The organism is Shewanella sp. UCD-FRSSP16_17 (assembly GCF_001675935.1).
In the GTDB taxonomy this organism is placed as follows: Bacteria; Pseudomonadota; Gammaproteobacteria; order Enterobacterales; family Shewanellaceae; genus Shewanella; species Shewanella japonica.
The window spans coordinates 1-22,039 of the sequence record NZ_LZFV01000004.1; the positions used below are offsets into that span (position 1 = coordinate 1).

10 protein-coding genes and 4 tRNA genes are annotated in these 22,039 nt (G+C 42.1%); 9 read left to right on the forward strand and 5 right to left on the reverse strand.

Annotation, left to right across the window (positions count from 1 at the left end; genetic code table 11):
* The 7 genes from A9267_RS07965 to A9267_RS07995 form a co-directional block, all read left to right on the forward strand.
* The coding region (locus tag A9267_RS07965) for an Ig-like domain-containing protein (protein WP_156669125.1) at positions 1 to 7,538 on the forward strand (7,538 nt) is incomplete at its 5' end.
* A gap of 89 nt (positions 7,539 to 7,627) precedes the next feature.
* Entirely contained in the window at positions 7,628 to 9,805 is a 2,178-nt protein-coding gene (locus tag A9267_RS07970) for a type I secretion system permease/ATPase (RefSeq protein ID WP_055026136.1), read from the forward strand.
* A complete protein-coding gene (locus A9267_RS07975) occupies positions 9,802 to 11,184 on the forward strand; it encodes an HlyD family type I secretion periplasmic adaptor subunit (protein WP_065108841.1) in 1,383 nt (460 codons plus the stop codon). The genes A9267_RS07970 and A9267_RS07975 overlap by 4 nt, the downstream gene beginning before the upstream one ends.
* 25 nt (positions 11,185 to 11,209) lie before the next feature.
* Complete coding sequence (locus A9267_RS07980; protein ID WP_065108842.1) at positions 11,210 to 12,631, forward strand: TolC family outer membrane protein; 1,422 nt, start codon at positions 11,210 to 11,212, stop codon at positions 12,629 to 12,631.
* Positions 12,631 to 13,227: an OmpA family protein gene (locus A9267_RS07985; protein ID WP_055026139.1), complete on the forward strand. Its 597-nt coding sequence runs from the start codon at positions 12,631 to 12,633 to the stop codon at positions 13,225 to 13,227. Before A9267_RS07980 ends, A9267_RS07985 begins: the two co-directional genes overlap by 1 nt.
* A gap of 24 nt (positions 13,228 to 13,251) precedes the next feature.
* A complete protein-coding gene (locus A9267_RS07990; RefSeq protein WP_065108843.1) occupies positions 13,252 to 13,962 on the forward strand; it encodes a transglutaminase-like cysteine peptidase in 711 nt (236 codons plus the stop codon).
* Between the two features lie 8 nt (positions 13,963 to 13,970).
* A complete protein-coding gene (locus tag A9267_RS07995; RefSeq protein WP_065108844.1) occupies positions 13,971 to 15,893 on the forward strand; it encodes a bifunctional diguanylate cyclase/phosphodiesterase in 1,923 nt (640 codons plus the stop codon).
* Between the two features lie 124 nt (positions 15,894 to 16,017).
* On the opposite strand, the gene A9267_RS08000 is transcribed toward A9267_RS07995, so the two are convergent.
* The 4 genes from A9267_RS08000 to A9267_RS08015 form a co-directional block, all read right to left on the reverse strand.
* Positions 16,018 to 16,094, reverse strand: a tRNA-Pro gene (locus A9267_RS08000).
* A gap of 162 nt (positions 16,095 to 16,256) precedes the next feature.
* Positions 16,257 to 16,333 (reverse strand) — tRNA-Pro (locus tag A9267_RS08005).
* 30 nt (positions 16,334 to 16,363) lie between these two features.
* Positions 16,364 to 16,439: transfer RNA gene (locus tag A9267_RS08010), tRNA-His, on the reverse strand.
* 38 nt (positions 16,440 to 16,477) lie between these two features.
* Positions 16,478 to 16,554 (reverse strand) — tRNA-Arg (locus A9267_RS08015).
* Positions 16,555 to 16,815: 261 nt separating this feature from the next.
* Between A9267_RS08015 and A9267_RS08020 the strand changes: the two genes are divergently transcribed.
* Positions 16,816 to 19,449, forward strand: a complete 2,634-nt coding sequence (locus tag A9267_RS08020) for a sensor domain-containing diguanylate cyclase (protein ID WP_065108845.1) — start codon at positions 16,816 to 16,818, stop codon at positions 19,447 to 19,449.
* 27 nt (positions 19,450 to 19,476) lie between these two features.
* Here A9267_RS08020 and rep read toward each other — a convergent pair whose 3' ends face one another.
* Positions 19,477 to 21,489: a DNA helicase Rep gene (gene rep, locus A9267_RS08025; RefSeq protein ID WP_055026165.1), complete on the reverse strand. Its 2,013-nt coding sequence runs from the start codon at positions 21,487 to 21,489 to the stop codon at positions 19,477 to 19,479.
* Positions 21,490 to 21,718: 229 nt separating this feature from the next.
* On the opposite strand from rep, the gene ubiK reads away from it, so the two are divergent.
* Entirely contained in the window at positions 21,719 to 21,973 is a 255-nt protein-coding gene (gene ubiK, locus A9267_RS08030) for a ubiquinone biosynthesis accessory factor UbiK (RefSeq protein WP_055026143.1), read from the forward strand.
* Positions 21,974 to 22,039 lie beyond the last annotated feature (66 nt).

Here is a 22,039-nt window from a genome sequence, read left to right on the forward strand (position 1 = left end):
ACGACACTGAAAACCTTGATGCCCTTTCAAGCAACATCACCGTTGATTTAGTCATCGATGGCGATAATAACGGTGACATCACTGGTACATCACAAGATATTCCAGCAGGCGGCACGGTCACTCTGGTGATCACCGATATTGCTGGCACAGCAATTACCATCACCGATGTGGCTGTTAATGCAGATGGCACTTACTCTGTTGATAATGTTGACCTATCAACGCTTGTGGATGGCGACATCACAGTTGTTGCAACTGCAACCGACAGCAACGGTAATGACCTGTCTGCCAATGACACTGAAAACCTTGATGCTGTTGATGCTGAGCTAACAGTAGACTTAGTGATTGATGCATCGAACCAAGGTGACATCACTGGTACATCACAAGATATTCCAGCTGGCGGCACGGTCACTCTGGTTATCACCGATATTGCTGGCACAGCAATTACCATCACAGATGTGGCAGTAAACGCGGACGGCACTTACTCTGTTGATAATGTTGACCTATCTACGCTTGTGGATGGCGACATCACAGTGGTCGCAACTGCAACCGACAGCAACGGTAACGACCTGTCTGCCAACGACACTGAAAACCTCGATGCCCTTTCAAGCAACATCACCGTYGATTTAGTCATCGATGGCGATAATAACGGTGACATCACTGGTACATCACAAGACATTCCAGCAGGCGGCACGGTCACTCTGGTGATCACCGATATTGCGGGCACAGCAATTACCATCACCGATGTGGCTGTTAATGCAGATGGCACTTACTCTGTCGATAACGTTGACCTATCAACGCTCGTGGATGGCGACATCACAGTGGTCGCAACCTCAACCGACAGCAACGGTAACGATTTATCGGCCAACGACACTGAAAACCTTGATGCTGTTGACGCTGAGCTAACAGTAGACTTAGTGATTGATGCATCGAACCAAGGTGACATCACTGGTACATCACAAGACATTCCAGCGGGTGGCACAGTCACTCTGGTTATCACCGATATTGCGGGCACAGCAATTACCATCACCGATGTAGCCGTTAATGCAGATGGCACTTACTCTGTCGATAACGTTGACCTATCAACGCTTGTGGATGGCGACATCACAGTGGTGGCAACCTCAACCGACAGCAACGGTAATGATTTATCGGCCAACGACACTGAAAACCTCGATGCTGTTGATGCTGAGCTAACAGTAGACTTAGTGATTGATGCATCGAACCAAGGTGATATCACTGGTACTAGTCAGGACATTCCAGCTGGCGGTACAGTCACTCTGGTTATCACCGATATTGCGGGCACTGCAATTACCATCACTGATGTGGCTGTTAATGCAGATGGCACTTACTCTGTTGATAATGTTGACCTATCAACGCTTGTGGATGGCGACATCACAGTGGTTGCAACCGCGACTGATTCAAACGGTAACGACCTGTCTGCCAATGACACTGAAAACCTTGATGCCCTTTCAAGCAATATCACCGTTGATTTAGTCATCGATGGCGATAATAACGGTGACATCACTGGTACATCACAAGACATTCCAGCAGGCGGCACGGTCACTCTGGTGATCACCGATATTGCGGGTACTGCAATTACCATCACAGATGTGGCAGTCAATGCCGATGGCACTTACTCTGTTGATAACGTTGACCTCTCTACACTTGTGGATGGCGACATCACAGTTGTTGCAACCGCGACTGATTCAAACGGTAACGACCTGTCTGCCAACGACACTGAAAACCTCGATGCTGTTGATGCTGAGCTAACAGTAGACTTAGTGATTGATGCATCTAACCAAGGTGACATCACTGGTACATCACAAGACATTCCAGCTGGCGGCACGGTCACTCTGGTTATCACCGATATTGCTGGCACTGCAATTACCATCACCGATGTGGCTGTTAATGCAGATGGCACTTACTCTGTCGATAACGTTGACCTATCTACGCTTGTAGATGGCGACATAACAGTGGTGGCAACCGCAACTGATTCAAACGGGAATGACCTGTCTGCCAATGACACTGAAAACCTTGATGCTGTTGATGCTGAGCTAACAGTAGACTTAGTGATTGATGCATCTAACCAAGGTGACATCACTGGTACATCACAAGATATTCCAGCTGGCGGCACGGTCACTCTGGTTATCACCGATATTGCTGGCACAACAATTACCATCACAGATGTAACTGTAAACGCCGATGGCACTTACTCTGTTGATAACGTTGACCTCTCTACACTTGTGGATGGCGACATCACAGTGGTGGCAACTGCAACTGACAGCAACGGTAACGATTTATCGGCCAATGACACTGAAAACCTTGATGTCACTGACGGCTCTATCACTGTCGCCTTAACGGTTAATGATGGAACTGAAACAGCAAATATTTCTGGTAGCACTGTCGATGTAGCCCCTGGAAGCACTGTAACGCTGACTCTCACAGATATCACTGGCGCAGTGCAAGTAGTGACTGGTGTAACCGTTGATAATGACGGTAACTATACAATTTCAGGTGTCGATATCTCTGGTTTAGCAGATGGTGATATCACCGTCGATGCTTCTGCTGAAGATCGTAATGGCAATACTGTTAGTGCAGATGATACTGACGAATTAGATTCGACCGCACCAACATTAGACATCACTGTCGCAGACGCCACTCTTGAGTTTGGTGTTTCAACCCTGGTTACATTTACATTTAGTGAGGCAGTCACTAACTTTAACTTAGTTGATGATGTCGTTGTTTCGGGTGGTACACTTACTAATCTCGTTACAAATGATGGCGGTGAAACTTGGACAGCCACATTCACTCCAACTGATGGTTACAGCGGCCCTGCTAGTATCACTGTGAATGACGATACCTACACAGATTTATCAGGTAACTTAGGTTCCGGTGATAGTGAAAACCTCACCATTGCAGATAACACAGTTGATGCCGTTGATGATGCTGTTGGCACCATATTCACAACGTCAGCAGACTCAGCCAATAACTGGGTAAGCCCAGTAAATGCTGATGGAGAAGCCGACTTTACTATCAGCGCAAGAAATGCTGATGGCAGCGTTGGCGCAATCTCAGTCAATGCCGCTGATAACCACATAGGCGTTGCTGGCTCGCCACGATCTGCTGGTCAAATTTCAGGACAAATTGAATATGACTCTGAAACAGGCACATCTGAAGCCATAATCATTGATTTCAATGGTCTTGTTAATCAAGCAGAATTTAGTGTTTCACGTATGTTCGCTGATGAAAATAGTGGTGAACAAGGTACATGGTACGCTTACTATAATGGCCAATTAGTGGCTTCTGAAACCTTCACAACCTCAACCGGTACAACAGGTAGTTTTACCATCAATACCGGTAACCTGGTATTTGACCAATTAGTCTTTGAGGCAGCGCCAACAATTAGCGAAGCCAACGGCGGCGCAGCACTCGCAGACTCATCTGATTACTATTTAGATTCTGTTACTGTTACAGGCCCTGCATTAGTCGATGCGTACGTTGTGCAAGAAGATTCAACCTTGGTCATTAGCGATGTTTCTGAAGGGTTATTTGCTAATGATAGTGATGCGCAAAACCATGACTTTGACATCAGTCATGTCAACGGTAACGCATACGTCTACGGGCAAGAGATTACGCTAACTAGCGGTGCTAAACTCATTATTAATGCTGACGGGACATACACCTATGATGTTAATGGTGCATTCGACAGTCTAACTGCAGGTGAATTAGATACTGATACATTTACATATACGCTAACTGATGAATATGGCGCTGTCGACACCGCCACAGTTACCATCAACATTGTTGGTGTTAACTTAGTGCCAGAAACAGTTGCAGATCAATTAGCAGTACTTGAAGGTGAATCGCTATTATTTAGTGCATCAGATCTACTCATCAATGACACAGATCCTGAAGGTGACAGCTTATCAGTAACTCGATTTGCTCCTGGCAACTCTGACGTCGATAGCATTGATGCGACACAAGCAGGACAAAGCTTCACCACCACACTGGGTGGCACCATCACAATTAATAGCGATGGAAGCTATACGTATGAAGCACCACAAAACCTCGACCATACAAGTAGCGATACACTGGTTGATAGTTTCTATTACCAAGCTACCGATGGAACTGGTGCCTCCTCTTGGACCCAAGTATCAATTGATGTAAATGATACAGCTCCTGTAGCTGAAGATGATACAGACCATGTTGGCTTTGGTGGTTTAGCATTTGGTGATGTCATCACGGCAGCAGGAACCGATGGCTCCGGAATTGATAACCTTGGCGCTGATAGTGCACAGATAACAAGTGTGACGTTTGGTGACGTGACTTATAACGGTTTTGATGCTGATGGAAACCTGACTATCACCACAGATAAAGGTGTACTCACCATCAACCAAGATGGTAGTTATCAATACCAGTCAACCCAAACTGATACGATTATTGATAGCTTATCATTCAATGACTTGGTCAATAATAATGGGGTTTCATTATATGGCTTTGGCAGTGGAGCATCGTTTAATTTCGATAGCTTAGGAGTGCCTGGTAATAACGTCGGAGATAATGGTTCTAGAATTGGGGTCAGCAACTCTACCATTAGCAATGGCGAACAACTTGTTATTGACCTTGGCTCTGAAGCTCCTTTCAATGCGTTAGACATTAGCTTAACCAATGTCGGTAACTCTGAAAGCGTCATTTGGACCGTTTATGATGCAGATGGCAATCTAGTAGAGACAGGCACAACGAATAGTAATAGCCTTAATATCTCTACCAGCTCGCCATTCCAATATCTGGTACTTTCAGCAAATTCAGGTACAACATATGGCCTTAATGCAATCACAGCTTCTTCCATTGGTGATGGTGTGATTTCTAGTGAGGAGTTTACTTACCAGCTCACAGATATTGATGGTGATTCAAGTACAGCGATATTAACTGTAAACCAAGATTCGACCCCACTTGCTGAAAATAATGCCGCTATTGTATCCGAAGCAGGTTTGGCAGGCGGTACTGAAGAAGGAACCAATTCGCACATTGCAACCGGCAACTTACTTGATAATGACTCTGGTGTTAGTAGTAGCACAGTCATTACAAGTATTGAAGGTGTCGTACCTGTCAATGGCATTATCTCAATAACGACGGCAGATGGTGTATTAACCGTTTACACCGATGATAGCAACGGCTTTAGAGCAGGTGACTATCAGTATGAATTAACCTCTTCAAATGCAACCAGTAACGATGTTTTAGAGAACTTCAATTATGTCATCGAAAACGGTGTAGGTGACACGAGCAGTGCCACGTTAACGGTATCAATTACTGATGATAAGCCGATGGTGAATGATATTGAGCAGAACTTGCAAGCAAGTGCTGCACCTATCACAACAAACTTGACCTTAGTATTAGATGTATCAGGCAGTATGGACAACAGTGCAGGTAATGGTAAAACTTACCTAGAAACAGCAATTGAATCATTAACAGCACTTATCAATGAGGTCGACTCAACGGGTAATGTGAATGTTCAAATTGTTGCTTACTCAGATTCTGTTAGTAATTCTAGCTGGCTAATTGATGATATCGATAGCGCCATTAATTACTTAAATGCATTACAAGCTGGCGGTGGTACATATTACGATAGCGCCTTGAATGAAGTGATGTCGAATGTTGTCTTACCACCAGCAGACCAAAGCTTTGTTTACTTTATCTCTGACGGTGTACCTTCAAGTGGACACAATATTGATGGAACTTTACAGGGTAACTGGGAAAGCTACCTTGATACTTATTATGATATTTCATTCGGTATCGGTATTGGCAATGCAGATTTAGATGAAATTTACCCAATTTCTTACCCTCAAACGACTGAAATAACAGAAGAAGAGCATGCGATCAAAGTTAACGATGCTGACGATTTAACGAATACAATTCTTGATTATTTCGAGTCCAATGCCGTTAGCGGCAGTTTAGGTATTCTCGGTACTAGTTCTACGGGTGTATTAGTTGGTGCCGATGGCGGTTATGTTAACCAAATCGTTGTCGATAACACGACTTACTCGATTAATATGGCAGATCCGATCCAAGTTATCACCACTGCGCTTGGCGCGACATTCACCATTGATTTCTCAACTGGTGAATATAGTTACTTTATTGATTCGACAGAAAACATTCTTAATGAGCAAGAAAATATCGAAGTCACAATTATCGATAATGATGGTGACTCAGATACATTGAACCTAGCTATCAATATCGATTACTACGCTTCACTCGATGCCAATGTAAATAATGTCATTACTAACCAAGCTCAGGGCAGTAATATCACGATTGCAACTGAGTATTTAACCCATGGAGATGCAACACCAAGCGATGCTCAGGTAACAAGTGTCAACGGAACCAATGCTTCATTAGCAAACGACGCTGTCACTGTTACTGCCGCAAATGATGAAGATTCTTTTGAATATACTTTGACAGGCAATGGTGCCAGTGACACAGCTGAAGTGTCCATTGATTATCAAAATTCCAATGTCCTCACAGGTACAGCAGAAAACGATATTATCATTGCGACGTCGACTGCTGTTAATTCGGCATCGTCTTTGATTAAAGCGACAGTGAAATCTGGAAATACCTATAACGCTTCCAACCAGTTCGGTTTTGAAGCTGCATTGCTCGCTGCAGGAATATCTATCACCCAAATAGAAATTAATCTCAGAGGTGGAGGAGATACTAATGCGATAGTAGACGTCAGTCAGTCTAATTTAGTAAAAGGAACTGACTCTGTTGGCATTAATGACAGTGATTCAAATATCTTTGCCAATATGACGCAAGATAGCGGAACACTGACCGCTGTATTTACGGCAGGAGACTTCACGAACGGAGATGAATTCTGGTTTGCGTTTGATACCGATAATTTAGGTAGTGACACTGGCGCAAGTTTAGTTGGTGCGACATTCACGATTACCTTAAGTGACGGAACCATCCAAACTGGTACGTATATTTCCGATGGAAATTCAGGAGCAACGGGCAGCTTGTACTTTGCTGACGCGATTCTTGAAGGCGGAGCCGGTGATGACGTACTCATTGGCGGTGAAGGTAACGATCTGCTTATCGGTGGTTTAGGTGATGATTTGCTTATCGGTGGCTTAGGTGATGATGTCTTAATTGGCGGTGAAGGAAGTAACACCTTCGCATGGAATGCCAATGACACCGGCAGTGACACAATCACTGACTTCGACACCAGTAAAGATAGCTTAGATTTACGCGATTTATTGGTGAATGAAGATCTATCTAACTTAGAAGACATGCTGAGCTTCAGTTACGACGGTAACAATACCACTATTGATGTCGACGTTAATCTAGATGGCACTGCTGATCAAAAAATCGTGCTAAACGGTGTCGATTTAACTGACATCTACGGTAGTTCAGCTAATGGCGAAATCATTAACGGACTGCTAGATGACGGCGCTTTAATCGTCGATACATCAGATAACGCACCCGCACAAAATGCTGCTGCAATCGATCCATTGGAAAATAACCTGGATGGTAATATTATTCCTTAAATACAACAATTTGTTGACGCTACGTAGTAATATGTTAGCGTCTGCACATTGTGCTTAACAAAACTATAATTACAAAGGATAAGTAATAAGTGCCAGCAACTGCGTCTGACCAACAAGAACAGTGGACGATTTCGGCTTCACAGCGAACAACTGTCGATCCCCTGCTTGATTGTCTTGTGTTAATGACTGAACATTTTGGTTCGCCTTGCTCAAGTGATTCACTTGCGGCAGGCTTACCATTGACTAGTGCTGTCATTACTCCAGAGTTACTGCCACAAGCCGCTTCTCGTGGCGGTTTATCTGCAAAATTGACCCGTAAAGATTTAAATCAAATCTCGGATATTTTGCTACCTTGTATTTTATTATTGAAAGATAAAAAAGCCTGTATTTTACGAAAAATTGATATTGATGCGGATCAAGTCACTATTCAATTGCCAGAAACAGGCGGACAAGAAACCCTCACAGTAGAAGAACTCGAAACCCTTTATGTGGGTTATTTATTTCTTGTGAAGCAGGAGTTTCGTGGAGATAACAGCTTTGATGTTCATATCCATGACAATAGCACTCACTGGCTAATTCAAAGTATTAAAGACTCTGCTCCCATTTATCGAGACGCATTAATCGCTTCAGTATTAGTCAACCTGTTTGCACTGGTATCTCCTCTATTTATCATGAATGTCTATGATAAAGTGGTGCCCAACCTAGCATTTGAGTCTTTATGGGTATTAGCGATTGGGGCAGGAATCGCCTATTTGTTTGATTTAATTCTACGTCAGCTTCGTAGTTACTTGATTGATATAGCTGGTAAAAAAGTTGACATTATTGTGTCTTCAAAGTTATTTGCCAAAGCCATTGGAATCCCACTATCAAAACGCTCTCCCAGTGTCGGCGGTATGGCTCGACAGCTCAGTGAATTCGATAGTATTCGTGAAATTTTAACCTCAGCAACCATTACAACATTGGTTGATTTACCTTTTGCACTCTTGTTCGTGACCATTATATATATTGTGGCGGGAGACCTAGCCGTCATTCCAGTAATAGGCGGTATTATCATTATTGGTTTTACGCTCTTTATTCAGCCCAAACTCAAAGCTGCTATTGAAGAAAGTAACCGTTTCTCAAGCCTCAAACATGGTCATTTAATTGAAAGTCTCACAGCTCTTGAATCGATTAAAGCCAATGGTGCTGAAGGGCTTGTTCAAAAAAGCTGGCAGCAGATGATAGGCCATACTGCTAACTGGCAATTAAAATCAAAAAAACTAACAAACTCAGTCAGTAATGTTGCTAATTTTATTGTACAGCTCACCGTGGTTTGCGTCGTTATATTAGGGGTTTACCGCGTCGCTGATAATGCAATTTCAATGGGTGGCATCATTGCAGCGGTGATGCTTTCAAGCAGAGCGATTTCACCCATGGCACAGTTAGCAGGTCTGATTACGCGAGGGAATCAAACTGCCAGCTCATTGCGACAACTTGATGAAGTAATGAATCAAGAAGAAGAATTTGAAAATAAAGGCCATCTCGTTAGCAAACAGCGCTTACAAGGTAAAATTGACGCAGATAATGTCGCATTTACTTTCCCAGAAGCTGAAAAACCGGTTTTACATCCACTTTCTGTGCATATTAAGCCAGGTGAGAGAATTGCCATCATTGGCCGCAATGGTTCAGGTAAAAGTACCTTAGCAAAACTGCTGGTTGGTCTGTATAAACCAACACAGGGTAGCCTTCGATATGACGGATTAGATTCAGGTCAAATTCACCCAAGTGACTTACGCAGTAACTTTGGCTACTTACCGCAAGATGTCACCTTATTTCATGGTTCAATTAAAGACAATATCTTGTTTGGGACCCGTCAAGTCACCGAACATCAACTGATCCGAGCGGTGCAACTATCTGGGGTCAGTATGTTTACCAACCTTGAGTCAGAAGGCTTAGATCAACAAGTTGGTGAAGGTGGCTTATCGCTCAGTCGTGGCCAACGACAAACTGTGGCTCTTGCTCGAGCGACACTCAATGACCCACCCGTACTATTAATGGACGAACCTACTGCTAGCCTAGATGCACGAGCAGAAAAACAATTTATTCGTTCAATGGAACATGTCAGTAAAGACCGCACACTATTACTGATTACCCATAAAATGCATTTATTGCGTTTAGTGGATCGCATTATTGTCTTAGACAAAGGCCATGTAATAGCTGATGGGCCAAAAGACAGCATTTTAGAAAAGCTCAATAATGGATTACTTGCAGGAGGTCGTGCCTCATGAGTAATAAATTATCGAATCACGACTTAGAGATGGTTGATGATGTCTATGGCGCCATGATGACAGACTCCCCTCGTGGCCATAGTCTTATCATATGGTCACTGGCAGCCATGACCTTATGTTTCTTTATTTGGTCTTATTTTTCTGAGTTAGATCAAGTGACATCTGGAATGGGAAAAGTGATCCCCTCCTCTCAAATTCAACTTATTGATAGTCTCGATGGCGGTGTACTGCAAGAGATATATGTGCAAGAAGGTATGATCGTCACTAAAGGGCAACCACTAGTTAAAATTGATGATATTCGTTTTCGTTCAGACTTTGCCCAACAAGAACAAGAAGTGTATAGCTTACAAACCAATGTTATACGCATGCGCACTGAACTTGATAGCATCGTTATTTCTGATATGTCGTCTAACTGGCGAGAACAAGTCAAAATCACCAAACAACCTTTAGTGTTCTCTGATGAAATTATTGAACAAGAACCTGACTTAGTTAAAAACCAGCAAGCAGAATACTCAGGCCGTCTTGACAACCTTACCAATCAACTGGAAATTTTGGTGCGTCAAATACAACAGCGCCAACAAGAAACAGAAGAGCTGACGTCTAAAATCTCTACGCTAACTAAAAGTTACCAGCTTATTTCTCGTGAGCTTAAATTAACGAAACCATTAGCCCAAAAAGGGATTGTACCCGAAGTTGAGTTACTTAAACTCGAACGTACGGTCAACGACATCCAAGGTGAATTAAAAACAATGCGCTTATTGCGCCCTAAGCTAAAGGCATCGATGGATGAGGCAATTTTAAAACGACGTGAAGCTGTATTCGTTTATGCTGCTGATTTACGTGCCAGTTTAAACGAGATGCAAACTAAGCTTTCTCGTATGAACCAAGCCCAAATTGGTGCTTTTGACAAAATTAATAAAGCTGTGATTACTTCGCCGGTAAACGGAACCATTAAAACATTACATATCAATACTCTAGGTGGCGTAGTTCAACCCGGAGAAGAGATTATTGAAATCGTACCTTCAGAAGATCAGCTATTAATCGAAACTAAAATTACACCACAAGATATTGCATTTTTGCACCCAGGCTTACCCGCTGTCGTCAAAGTCACTGCTTATGATTTTACCCGTTACGGCGGCCTTAAAGGCACTGTTGAACATATCAGTGCAGACACCAGTCAAGATGAAGAAGGCAATAGCTTCTATACTATACGTGTCAGAACTGAAGAATCGAATTTAACAAAAAGCGATGGCACAAAGATGCCAATTATTCCCGGCATGCTCACATCAGTGGACGTCATTACCGGGCAAAGAACTATCCTTGAGTACATTTTGAACCCGATATTACGGGCAAAAGAAACAGCACTTAGAGAGAATTAGCCAAAAAACCGGGAGGGTTTTTTACATGAAAATTAACATTAACCAATGCAGTAAATTAAGTATCTTCGCATTGGCAATGTCAGCAATTTTTGCAACGCCTTTGCTTAACGCACAATCGTTAGAGCAGGCTGTTGCACACACTCTGGATACCAATCCTGAGCTTCGTATTGCGTTTAACCGTTTTAAAGCACGCGAAGAACAAGTTAACCAAGCCATTGCTGGGTATATGCCAACTGTAGATTTAACAGGGGCCTATGGATGGGAACAAACTGACAGTCCTTCAACTCGTCGTAAAAGACAGCCAGGAAATGACAATCTGGATGAAGGCGTCATGGAACTTGAACGAGGTGAAGCTGGATTTAGTATCAAACAAATGCTGTTTGATGGTTTTTATACAAGTAGTGAAGTTGACCGTTTTTCTTTCGAAGCGAGTTCTGAGCAATGGGCGTTATTCGCCGCTGCAGAAGATATCGCACTCGAAGTCAGTAAAGTGTACATGAATTACATTAAAGCTGAGCAACTGTTGGTGCTTTCAGAGAAAAACTTAAATAGTCATAAAGAAATTTATGAGCAAATTAAGGAACGTACTGATTCAGGTTTAGGCTCGATTGCTGATTTATCGCAAATCTCTGGTCGACTGGCTCGTGCAAATGCCAACCTGATGTCTGCTAAAAACAACCTTTCTGATGCAAGAGCCCAATATATTCGCATCGTTGAAGTTGCACCTGAAAACCTAGTTGTTCCTGTGCCTGATATAGACTTACTCCCTGCTAACATCGCAGAGAGTGTCATCATGGCCCAAGACAACCACCCAATATTAAAATCAGCAAGTAGTGATATCAAAGCCGCCGATAGTGAGCGCAGTTCAGCACAATCTAATTACTATCCAAAATTCTCATTAGAATTAAACGGTAACTGGAATAATAACCTTGATGGTGAAGATGGTTATGGCACAGGAACCACACTTGACCCTTATGTGAACGGTTACAGTAATGATCTGGTTGGTATGGTTCGAGTGAAGTACAACTTATTCTCTGGCGGTAAAGATCTCGCACGAGAAAAGGAAGCTGCCTATAAAATTAACGAAGCGAAAGAAATTCGCCAACGTGCTCATCGTCAAGTCGTTGAAGGTGTGCACCTTTCATGGAATGCTTATGAAATGTTAGCGCCGCAAAAGCAATATATTCGTGATCATGTTATTGCCTCAAAAGATACCCAAGTTGCTTATGCTCAGCAATTTAACCTAGGGCAACGTAGCTTGTTAGATTTACTTGATACTGAAAACGAACTTTATCAAGCCCGTCAGGACTATCTACAAACAGAATATGATGAAACGATTGCAAAATATCGCTTATTGAATGCAACTGGACAGTTACTAGATTCATTACGTGTTACTCGACCAGATATTTGGCAAGGCGAACGTGATTACGAAGGAGGAGTAAAATAATGAAATACCTCATTTTACTACTCAGCATGACACTAACGGTGGGCTGTTCAATGCGTGATATCGTCACCGCAGACAGCCCAACTGAGCAGCAATTCGATTTAAACGATAACGATAAAGATGGCGTTATTGTGGCACGTGAGCGCTGTTTAGATACCGTCATTGGCGCAGGCATAGATAATTATGGCTGCCCAACAATTAGCGAAATCAACGAACGCCAAGAGTTAGAGATTTTATTTGAAAATGACTCAGATCATATCAACACACGCTTTTACCAACAAATAGAAGAAGTGGCTGACTTGATGAAGTTATACCCTAATACGGTTGTGACTATAGAGGGACATTGCAGTAAAACTGGAACATATGAGCACAATTTAACGCTTTCACAAGCACGTGCTGATAATGTTGTGAATGTCTTAGTTGATACCTTCAATATCGATAGATCACGTTTAACGGCAATTGGCTACAGCTATGATCAGCCAATTGATTTAAGTGGTACGCCTGAAGCAAATGAAGCAAACAGACGTGTTATTGCTGAAGTTACAGGCGATGATCAAAGAACAGATATGAAGTGGCACATATACACGGTTGATCAATAAGCTTTTAATGTAAGGAACTGATTTTTGCCAAAGCAGGGTTATTCGCAATTACAAAGTGTTACGCGAGCTTGCCGTTACCCATTATTGGCATCTATTTTCATTGTGTCGGGGCTTTATGCATCAGCTCCGGCAACAATCGATGCACAGAAAACGATCAGCGCCTTATCAGATCAATACGGTGAACGCGCCGGAAAGCGTGCTAAAGCTTGGTTTAAAATCGTCAATGACGCGCAAAACCTTGACGATATAGCCAAGCTTGAAAAAGTGAATAGCTTTTTTAATTTATTTAAATTTGTCGATGATAATAAAGTCTGGGGGGAGTCGAATTATTGGGCCTCCCCTATGGAGTTTATCGGCGTCAATGCAGGCGACTGTGAAGACTTTTCCATCGCCAAATATTTTACGCTCCTTCAGGTCGGTATTGCTGAAGATAAGTTACGCATTACTATGGTTAAAGCAACATCTGTAAACCAATACCATATGGTCTTAGCTTATTATGAAACCCCTGGGGCAATCCCATTGGTGCTAGATAATTTAGACCCAGTGATTAAGCCTGCTACCAAAAGAAATGATTTGCTGCCTGTTTACAGCTTCAATGGTAAGCAATTATGGCTTAATAAAGAAAAAGGACGAGGTGTGCTTGCGGGCTCTTCCTCACGTCTAGAAAAATGGAATGATTTAAAATTAAGGTTGGGCATAGACCGGTTACGGCAGCCCAAACAAAAAATGGAGTAGTGGCCAAGATGACCCTTTTTCGTCAAATCTATGCGTTACTGTTTGGTTTATTTTTATTGGTTATAACCAGTCTAGGTTATGTTCAATTTACAGAAACCCAAAGCTTTCTCGTTAAGCAAATGGATTCAGATCTCAACAATGCCAGTCACTCGCTTGGTATTATGCTGGTGCCTGCTTTAGAAAGTGGCGATGACGTTGCGGCTGAAACTTTAGTGAATGTCATTTTTGAAGGCGGTTATTATCAGCAAATCAAATTGACTTGGCTGGTTGACGGTAAACAACAAGTTTGGAATAACGCCATTCGTATCGAAGGTGTGCCTCAATGGTTTATCGACTTAGATTTGTTTACGACCATCACTAAAGAAAGTGTTATTACTTCTGGTTGGTTACAACTCGCTAAAATTGAAATTACCGCCCATCCAGGCTTTGGTTACCATGAACTTTGGCGCATTATTTCTAATACAATTATCATTTTTTCAATTCTATTTTTACTTGCCATCGTTTGCGCACGTTTTGGCTTAAGCTACATTCTCAAGCCATTACACGCACTATCAGAACATGCTAAAAAGATCGCAAACCGTCAGTTTGGCCCTGATATGCCAGCGCCAAAAACTAAAGAACTACAAGAGTTAGTCGGCGCATTTAATAGTATGTCTGCACAGCTAAAACAAGTCTTTAGCTCATTAGATGAAGAAGTATCAGCCCTACGTAAAAAGAATTTAGTCGACCAAGTATCTGGGTTACCGAATCGACAATACATGGTCAGTCGAATAAATGGCTGGTTAGGTGAACCGAGTAGTGGCGCAATATTTTTAGCTAAGTTTGATTGGCTAGAAGAAGTACACAGTAAGTATGGCTATCAAGTTCGTGATGAAACCATCAAGTTATTATCACAAAAACTTGAGCATCATTTAAACGAGGTATCCCCATCCGTCATTGCCCGAATTGCTGCGTATGAATTCGCTTTTCTAGTCACGGATGTAGAACACGATCAACTCACTAAGTACTTACAGACCTTACTAAGAACCTTGAATAAAGAAATTTCTAAAGCAGGCTGTAAGCCTAATGAAGGTTTCGCAATTGGTGTGGCTGAACGTACAGGGCACATGACGGTCAGTGATATTTTGGCTCAGGCTGATAATGCGCTGCAAAAATCATTAAAAGACAACAAGGTATTCCATTGGTTTGAGACCAATGAGCATCAACTATTTAGCCGCGAACAATGGCGAGATAACCTCACTGATGCCATTAAAAACAAAAAATTCCAATTTAGATGGCAGCCCGTTTTACTAACTGAAAACGAAGAAGTCTGTCAGCGTGAGGTATATTGTCAGTTGATGGTTAACGATAAACTTCAACATGCCGGTCAATTTATGCCTTATGTGGAGTTACTGTCTTTAGGTACCTTAATGGATCAATGCCTCATTGAAACCGTGATTGATAACCGCCTGCTTGAGCGAAACTATGAGCCGTTAGCGATTAACCTCACATTCCAGAGTATCAGTGACCCGCATTTCCATTCATGGCTACAAGGTTTACTGCGTAATACCGCATTCCCTGAAAGGATCTGCTTTGAAATCCCTGAGGCCAGTGTGTATAGCGACTTAGATAATTGCGAAAATCTGTGTAACATTATCAGAGATAATGGCGCCAAGTTTGGTATTGACCATTTTGGTCGCCAGTTTGGCTCAATGAGCTACTTACAAAGCCTACGTCCAAGCTATGTAAAACTCGATCAATCTTTTGCCTACATGGAAGATGACCAACATAATACTGAGCTATGTCGCGCCTTAGCAAATGTCGCCAAAGGCTTAGATATCCAAGTTATCGTGACAGGTATACAACAGCAAGAGCAGCTCGAGCGATTTACTTCAATGCGCTTAGATGCATATCAAGGGTTTATTGCTCCGCCTATCGCAATTACCTTTTAAGCTGTTTACTGCTATTAAAGTCACTCACTGAGTGGCTTTTTTATGACTTTAGCCAGCATGAGATTTAAGCTGACTGAATATCAGACACAAAAAAGCCACTCAAAGAGTGGCTTTTTTGTTTATTTGGTCGGTGATAGAGGATTCGAACCTCTGACCCTCTGCTCCCAAAGCAGATGCGCTACCGGGCTGCGCTAATCACCGGAAATCGTATTGATATGTTGAGTCTAACAAGGCAAGCCTTAGCTCCACTCTAATAGAGTGAGTGATACGTAATCAATAAACGCTAATCACTAAGTTGTAAATTAATACGGTAGGCCAATTTGAAAGGATCAAAAATAAATCACTAATTGGAATACAAAAATTTGGTCGGTGATAGAGGATTCGAACCTCTGACCCTCTGCTCCCAAAGCAGATGCGCTACCGGGCTGCGCTAATCACCGAGATATTCTATAAATAGAATGTAGATTGAATGGGGTGACTGATGGGGCTCGAACCCACGACAACCGGAATCACAATCCGGGGCTCTACCAACTGAGCTACAATCACCACTGATTTCAATCTTGCTAACAAACGACCTTACCGAATGGTGCGCCCAGAAGGATTCGAACCTTCGGCCTTACCCTCCGGAGGGGTACGCTCTATCCAGCTGAGCTATGGGCGCTCGTCTTGGTTAGCGACGCACATAATAGGGATAAATCACCTTCACGTCCACCTTTGTTTAAAACTTTTTTGTTCGTTTGCTCAAGTTTTGAGTAAATTGTGAGGTTTTTAAGCAATTTTCAAAATAAACGACTAATACTTAGCTGCTAAAAAGAGATATTTTCATATTTCAGCCTAAAGGACTAACTAATAGTTCCCTTTGTTGCTCAAGCTTCATATACTCAAGTGTGGGTAGTTAGCATAAAAGGATTGAAGGAGTCATATGGAAAAGGGAGCCTTCCCTAATCACTCTAATAATATCGAACATCTACAAAGAAGGGTGTCGAGGCTTAGACGTTTAGCGACAAAATATAAGCGCGCAGAAATCATTCAAAATGCGCTATTAGAAATTTCCAATATTGCTACCCAAGCGATCTCACTTGACGCTTTCTATAAAGGTGTCCACAGTCATCTGCAAAGCTTGATCCATGCCGATAATTTTTTCATTGCCTCTTTTGATAATCAAACTGGCACCATATCCTTACCTTTTTTTGCTGATGAGAAAGATCCCCACCCTTCAGAGCTATATCCAGATGAAGAAATATCATCATTATTAGAGCGTGGCATTACAGGTTATGTGCTAAAAACCGGTGAACCACTTTTTTGTAATGAGCGACGTTTTAATGAATTGGTCGAAGAAGGAAAAATTGATGGCTTAGGTTCACCTTGCCTTCAATGGCTCGGCGTTCCCATCAAACACAATAACCATGTCTCAGGAGTATTGGTCGTTCAAAGCTACAGCGACGATATTATCTACGGTGAACTCGAACTCGAATTAATGGGCTTTATTTGCCACCATATTTCAGGTGTTATGGAGCGACTGCGTCACAATGAAGAGCTTGAAATAGCAATTATTGAACGCACTAAAGAACTCAGTGAAGCGTATGACAAAGTAAAACTTGAAGTTACTGAGCGTGTTAAAGCAGAGAAACTGCAAAAGTCATTATTTCAAATCGCTGATTTATCCGCATCTGATGTGACTCAAGCCGAATTTTACCCACAAATCCATCAAGTCATCAGCCAATTACTGCCTGCTGACAACTGTTTTATTGCATTAGTGCACAAGCCATCACAAACCTTATCTTTTCCTTTTTATGTCTCGCAGATGAACGCCGAAGCGCCTAAACCAAGGGCGTTAAAGGATGGCTTAACAGAGTATATTTTAAAGCACCAGCAACCACTATTGTTAAATCAGCAAGACATTAAAAGGATGATTACTGCGGGTGAGATTTATGGCAGTAATCCCGATTTAAACCACACTCAAACAATGAAGCAATGGATTGGTATTCCGTTATTCATTCACGGGGAAATTGCCGGCGGATTAACGATTTACAGTTTAACCGACAAAAACTCCTTTGCCACTAAAGATTTAGAGCTACTCACCTTTGTCTCGCAGCATATTGCCAATGCAATTGAGCGTAAACTTGCCGCTGAGCAGTTAAAGCGAAGCTATGAGCAACTTGAGGATAAGGTCGAAAAACGCACCAAAGCGATTGCTGAGATCAATGACAACTTACAACGTCAAATCATGCAGCGTAAAAAAATCGAAGCTCAATTGGTTTACGATGCTAAACATGACAATTTAACCGGTTTACCTAACCGTAGCTTTTTCATGGAGCGGCTATCACAAGCCATTAAGCATGTTCGACGTCATCAAAACGAGCAGTTTTCTCTGTTATTTATTGATTTAGATGGCTTCAAGCAAATCAATGACACCTTAGGTCACCTTGAAGGTGATCGCTTTTTGATTGAAACATCAACTCGGCTAAAAATGTGTATTCGAGACAATGACACTTTAGCTCGCTTGGGCGGTGATGAATTTGTCATTTTACTCGACTCCATCCACCAGCACCAAGATGCCGAAGATGTATGTGAGCGCATCTTGCAAGCTATTGCAGAGCCATACACATTAGCTCAACAGCAAGTGATTTCTGGTGCCAGTATTGGCGTGGCTTACAGTTCTGTTAACACTTCAGATAACAGTGAGTCAGTATTGCGTAATGCCGACACTGCAATGTATCAAGCAAAGTCAAAAGGCAAAGGCTGTTATGTTGTTTTTGACCAGAAAACCGAATACAGCTTCAATCAACGTATCGCGCTGGAGCAAGACTTTTTACACGCCCTAGAGCGCAATGAAATCATAGTAGAGCTAACGCCCATCGTCACTTTCGATCAAAGCCATATTTTAGCCTATGAGCCAGTTAGCTACTGGCACCATCCTAATGAAGGGAAGATTGATAACCATCAGTTAAAAGCGCTTGCCGAGCAAACGCAAAGCATGATGATGTTAGACGATTATATTTTTCAATATATTGATCAACACTACCAAGCTTTAGCAAATGGATTAGGCGACAACATTCACTTTCATATTCCACTATCAAGTCAGCACATTAAGCATAAGTACGGCCTTCGCAGCTTAAAGAACACCATTAAGCGCAGTCGTATCTGTGCCACAAAGCTATGGGTATTCTTTCATGAGAAGTCATTTGTGCAAGACAGCACTAACCATATCAGTGCCTTTGAGTCTTTAACCGAAATGGGTGTCAATATTGGAATAAATGGTTATGGAACAGGTTATAGTTCACTGAGTAGCTTAAGCTTTTTACCGATTAAAGCGTTAAAACTCGATGCCGATGTTAGCCAACACTTACTCAATGAAAAACAACTGCAACTGGCTAAAGCCTATCAGCTTATCGCTCAAACATTGGGGTTTGATATGTATGCAGAAGGTATAAATACTTCAGAGCAGAAGCAAAGTTTATCAAAACTGGGCTATAGCCAAGGGCAAGGTAACGTTTTTTCTATCGTTAATATTGTCCTAACAGATCATAATGACGTTAAAGAAGCCGTAAGCTAACCTCGCACTCAACCTTGGCATTACCGTTTACTTTTTAAACATATCTCTTAGGTTAGCAATATTCGCTTTAGCAGATTGCACCTTCTCTTGTTCAGTTTGTTTAGGCTTGCGGTTTTCCCAAATCAAATCGTCTTGAGGTAACTCCATTAAGAAGCGACTCGGCTCACAACGCATAGTCTCACCAAACTGACGACGTTCACGGCACATAGTAAACCACAACTCTTTTTGCGCACGTGTAATTCCGACATAGGCGAGACGACGTTCTTCATCGACATTATCTTCATCAATACTCGATTGATGAGGCAAAATTCGTTCTTCAGTACCTACCATAAAGACATAGGGATATTCCAACCCCTTTGAGGCGTGTAACGTCATCAACTGAACTTGGTCACCGCCTTCATCTTCTTGGTTTCGTTCCATCATGTCTCGCAACGTAAGACGTGTTACCACCTCAGGTAGCGTCATCGGTTCATCAAGCTCATCACCTTCCAGCATTTCCGTCACCCAACGATAAAGCTCAGAAATATTCTTCATCCGCATTTCTGCAGCTTTGGCGCTGGTACTGGTTTCGTACAAGTAATCTTCGTAATTAATTTTACGAATTAACTGCTTGATCGCATCTACCGGCTCACCACGTGTTGCTATCTCTCCAGTATCGACAATAAACTTTCCGAATTGATACAAAGATGACATCGCCGCTGGCGCTAAATGGTGATTCAGCTCAGCTTGAAAAATCGCTTCAAACATCGAAATATGTTTTTGGTTCGCATAGTTGCCTAAGCGCTCTAAGGTAGCTGGGCCGATTCCACGCTTAGGTAAGTTCACTACACGTAAAAACGCATTATCATCATCTGGATTAACGACCAGACGCAAATATGCCATGATATCTTTAATTTCAGCTCGAGCGAAAAATGATGTGCCACCAGACAATTTATAAGGGATACGGTTGGTCATCAATGCCCGTTCGAGTAAACGAGACTGGTGATTTCCTCGATATAATATGGCGTAATCACCAAATTTAGTTTTGCCGACAAACTTATGACGAACAATTTCAGCAACGACTCGCTCAGCTTCTTGCTCTTCATTCGCGGCAAACAACACACGCAGTGGCTCACCATAAGCAAGTTCACTGAACAGCGTTTTATCGTACACATGGGGATTGTTAGCAATGAGAATGTTGGCAGCTCTTAAAATCCGCTGACTTGAGCGGTAATTTTGCTCCAACTTAATCAGTTTAAGTTTAGGGAAATCTTTACCCAGTAAGACTAAGTTCTGCGGTTTTGCTCCCCGCCATGAATAGATGGATTGATCATCATCCCCTACCACGGTAAAGCGAGCACGTTCACCCACTAACAGCTTCACTAGCTCATATTGACTGGTATTTGTGTCTTGATATTCATCGACTAGCAAGTATTGAATACGGGTTTGCCAGCGTGTTCTGACTTCTTCGTTATGACGCAATAAAAGCGTTGGCAATAAAATCAAATCATCAAAATCAAGCGCATTATAAGCTTTCATATGTTGGGCATAACGTTGATAAAGCTTGGCAAACAATTGTGTTTGCTCATCTCCACCTCGTTTAATTGCCACATCAGGCACGACTAAGTCGCCTTTCCAATTTGAAATCGCACCGGCTAGCGCTTTAATTAAATCTTTGTCTTCTTCAAGTTCATCCTCAGTTAACTCTTTTAATAGCGCAAAGGTATCTTGATCATCAAATAATGAAAAACCGGCCTTTAGTCCAACCACTTTATGTTCACGCTTAATGATCTCAAGCCCTAATGTATGGAACGTTGAGATCCATAATCCTCTGGCTTCTTTGCGTCCCATGGACTGAGCCACACGCTCTTTCATCTCTCGTGCCGCTTTATTAGTAAAAGTCACCGCGGCAATATTGCGTGCTTTATAGCCGCACTTTTCAACTAAGTATGCAATTTTGTTAATAATTACCCGAGTTTTACCACTGCCTGCACCCGCTAATACTAAACAAGGTCCAGAAACATAGTGAACGGCATCATTTTGCCCAGGATTTAACTTCATGCTGACGACTTTACCAATAACCAAAATAAACGGAGTGCGATCATACCAGAAAGCCACGATCGACAATCAATAAATTTAAACGTCTACTGCGATCAAAAAGCCAATGACGATCGTATCACTCCACTAAGGTGAACCCACCCACAGGCTTAATCGATAACTTTGGACATGGCCGGTTGCTGAGGTACAATTACCCCATAGACTAGAAACCTAATTTAATATGGAATTGATGATGATTAATCCAAAAAAACTTGAAGAAGTGGCTAAGCAGTTAAGTGAAAACCTTCCTAGCGGCGTTAAGCAATTCGCTGGCGAATTTGAAGAGCGTTCTAAGCAGGTGCTTCAAAGCCAACTGATGAAGTTAGACGTGGTTTCTCGAGAAGAATTTGAAGTACAACAGCACGTGTTATTAAAAACTCGTGAAAAGCTCGAAGCACTGCAAGCACAAGTCGACGAATTAGAAAAAAAATTGTCTGCTGACGCTTAATACATAATGATCTAACAAAAATGGCATCCTTTGAGATGCCATTTTTTTAACCTTAATTTATCTCAA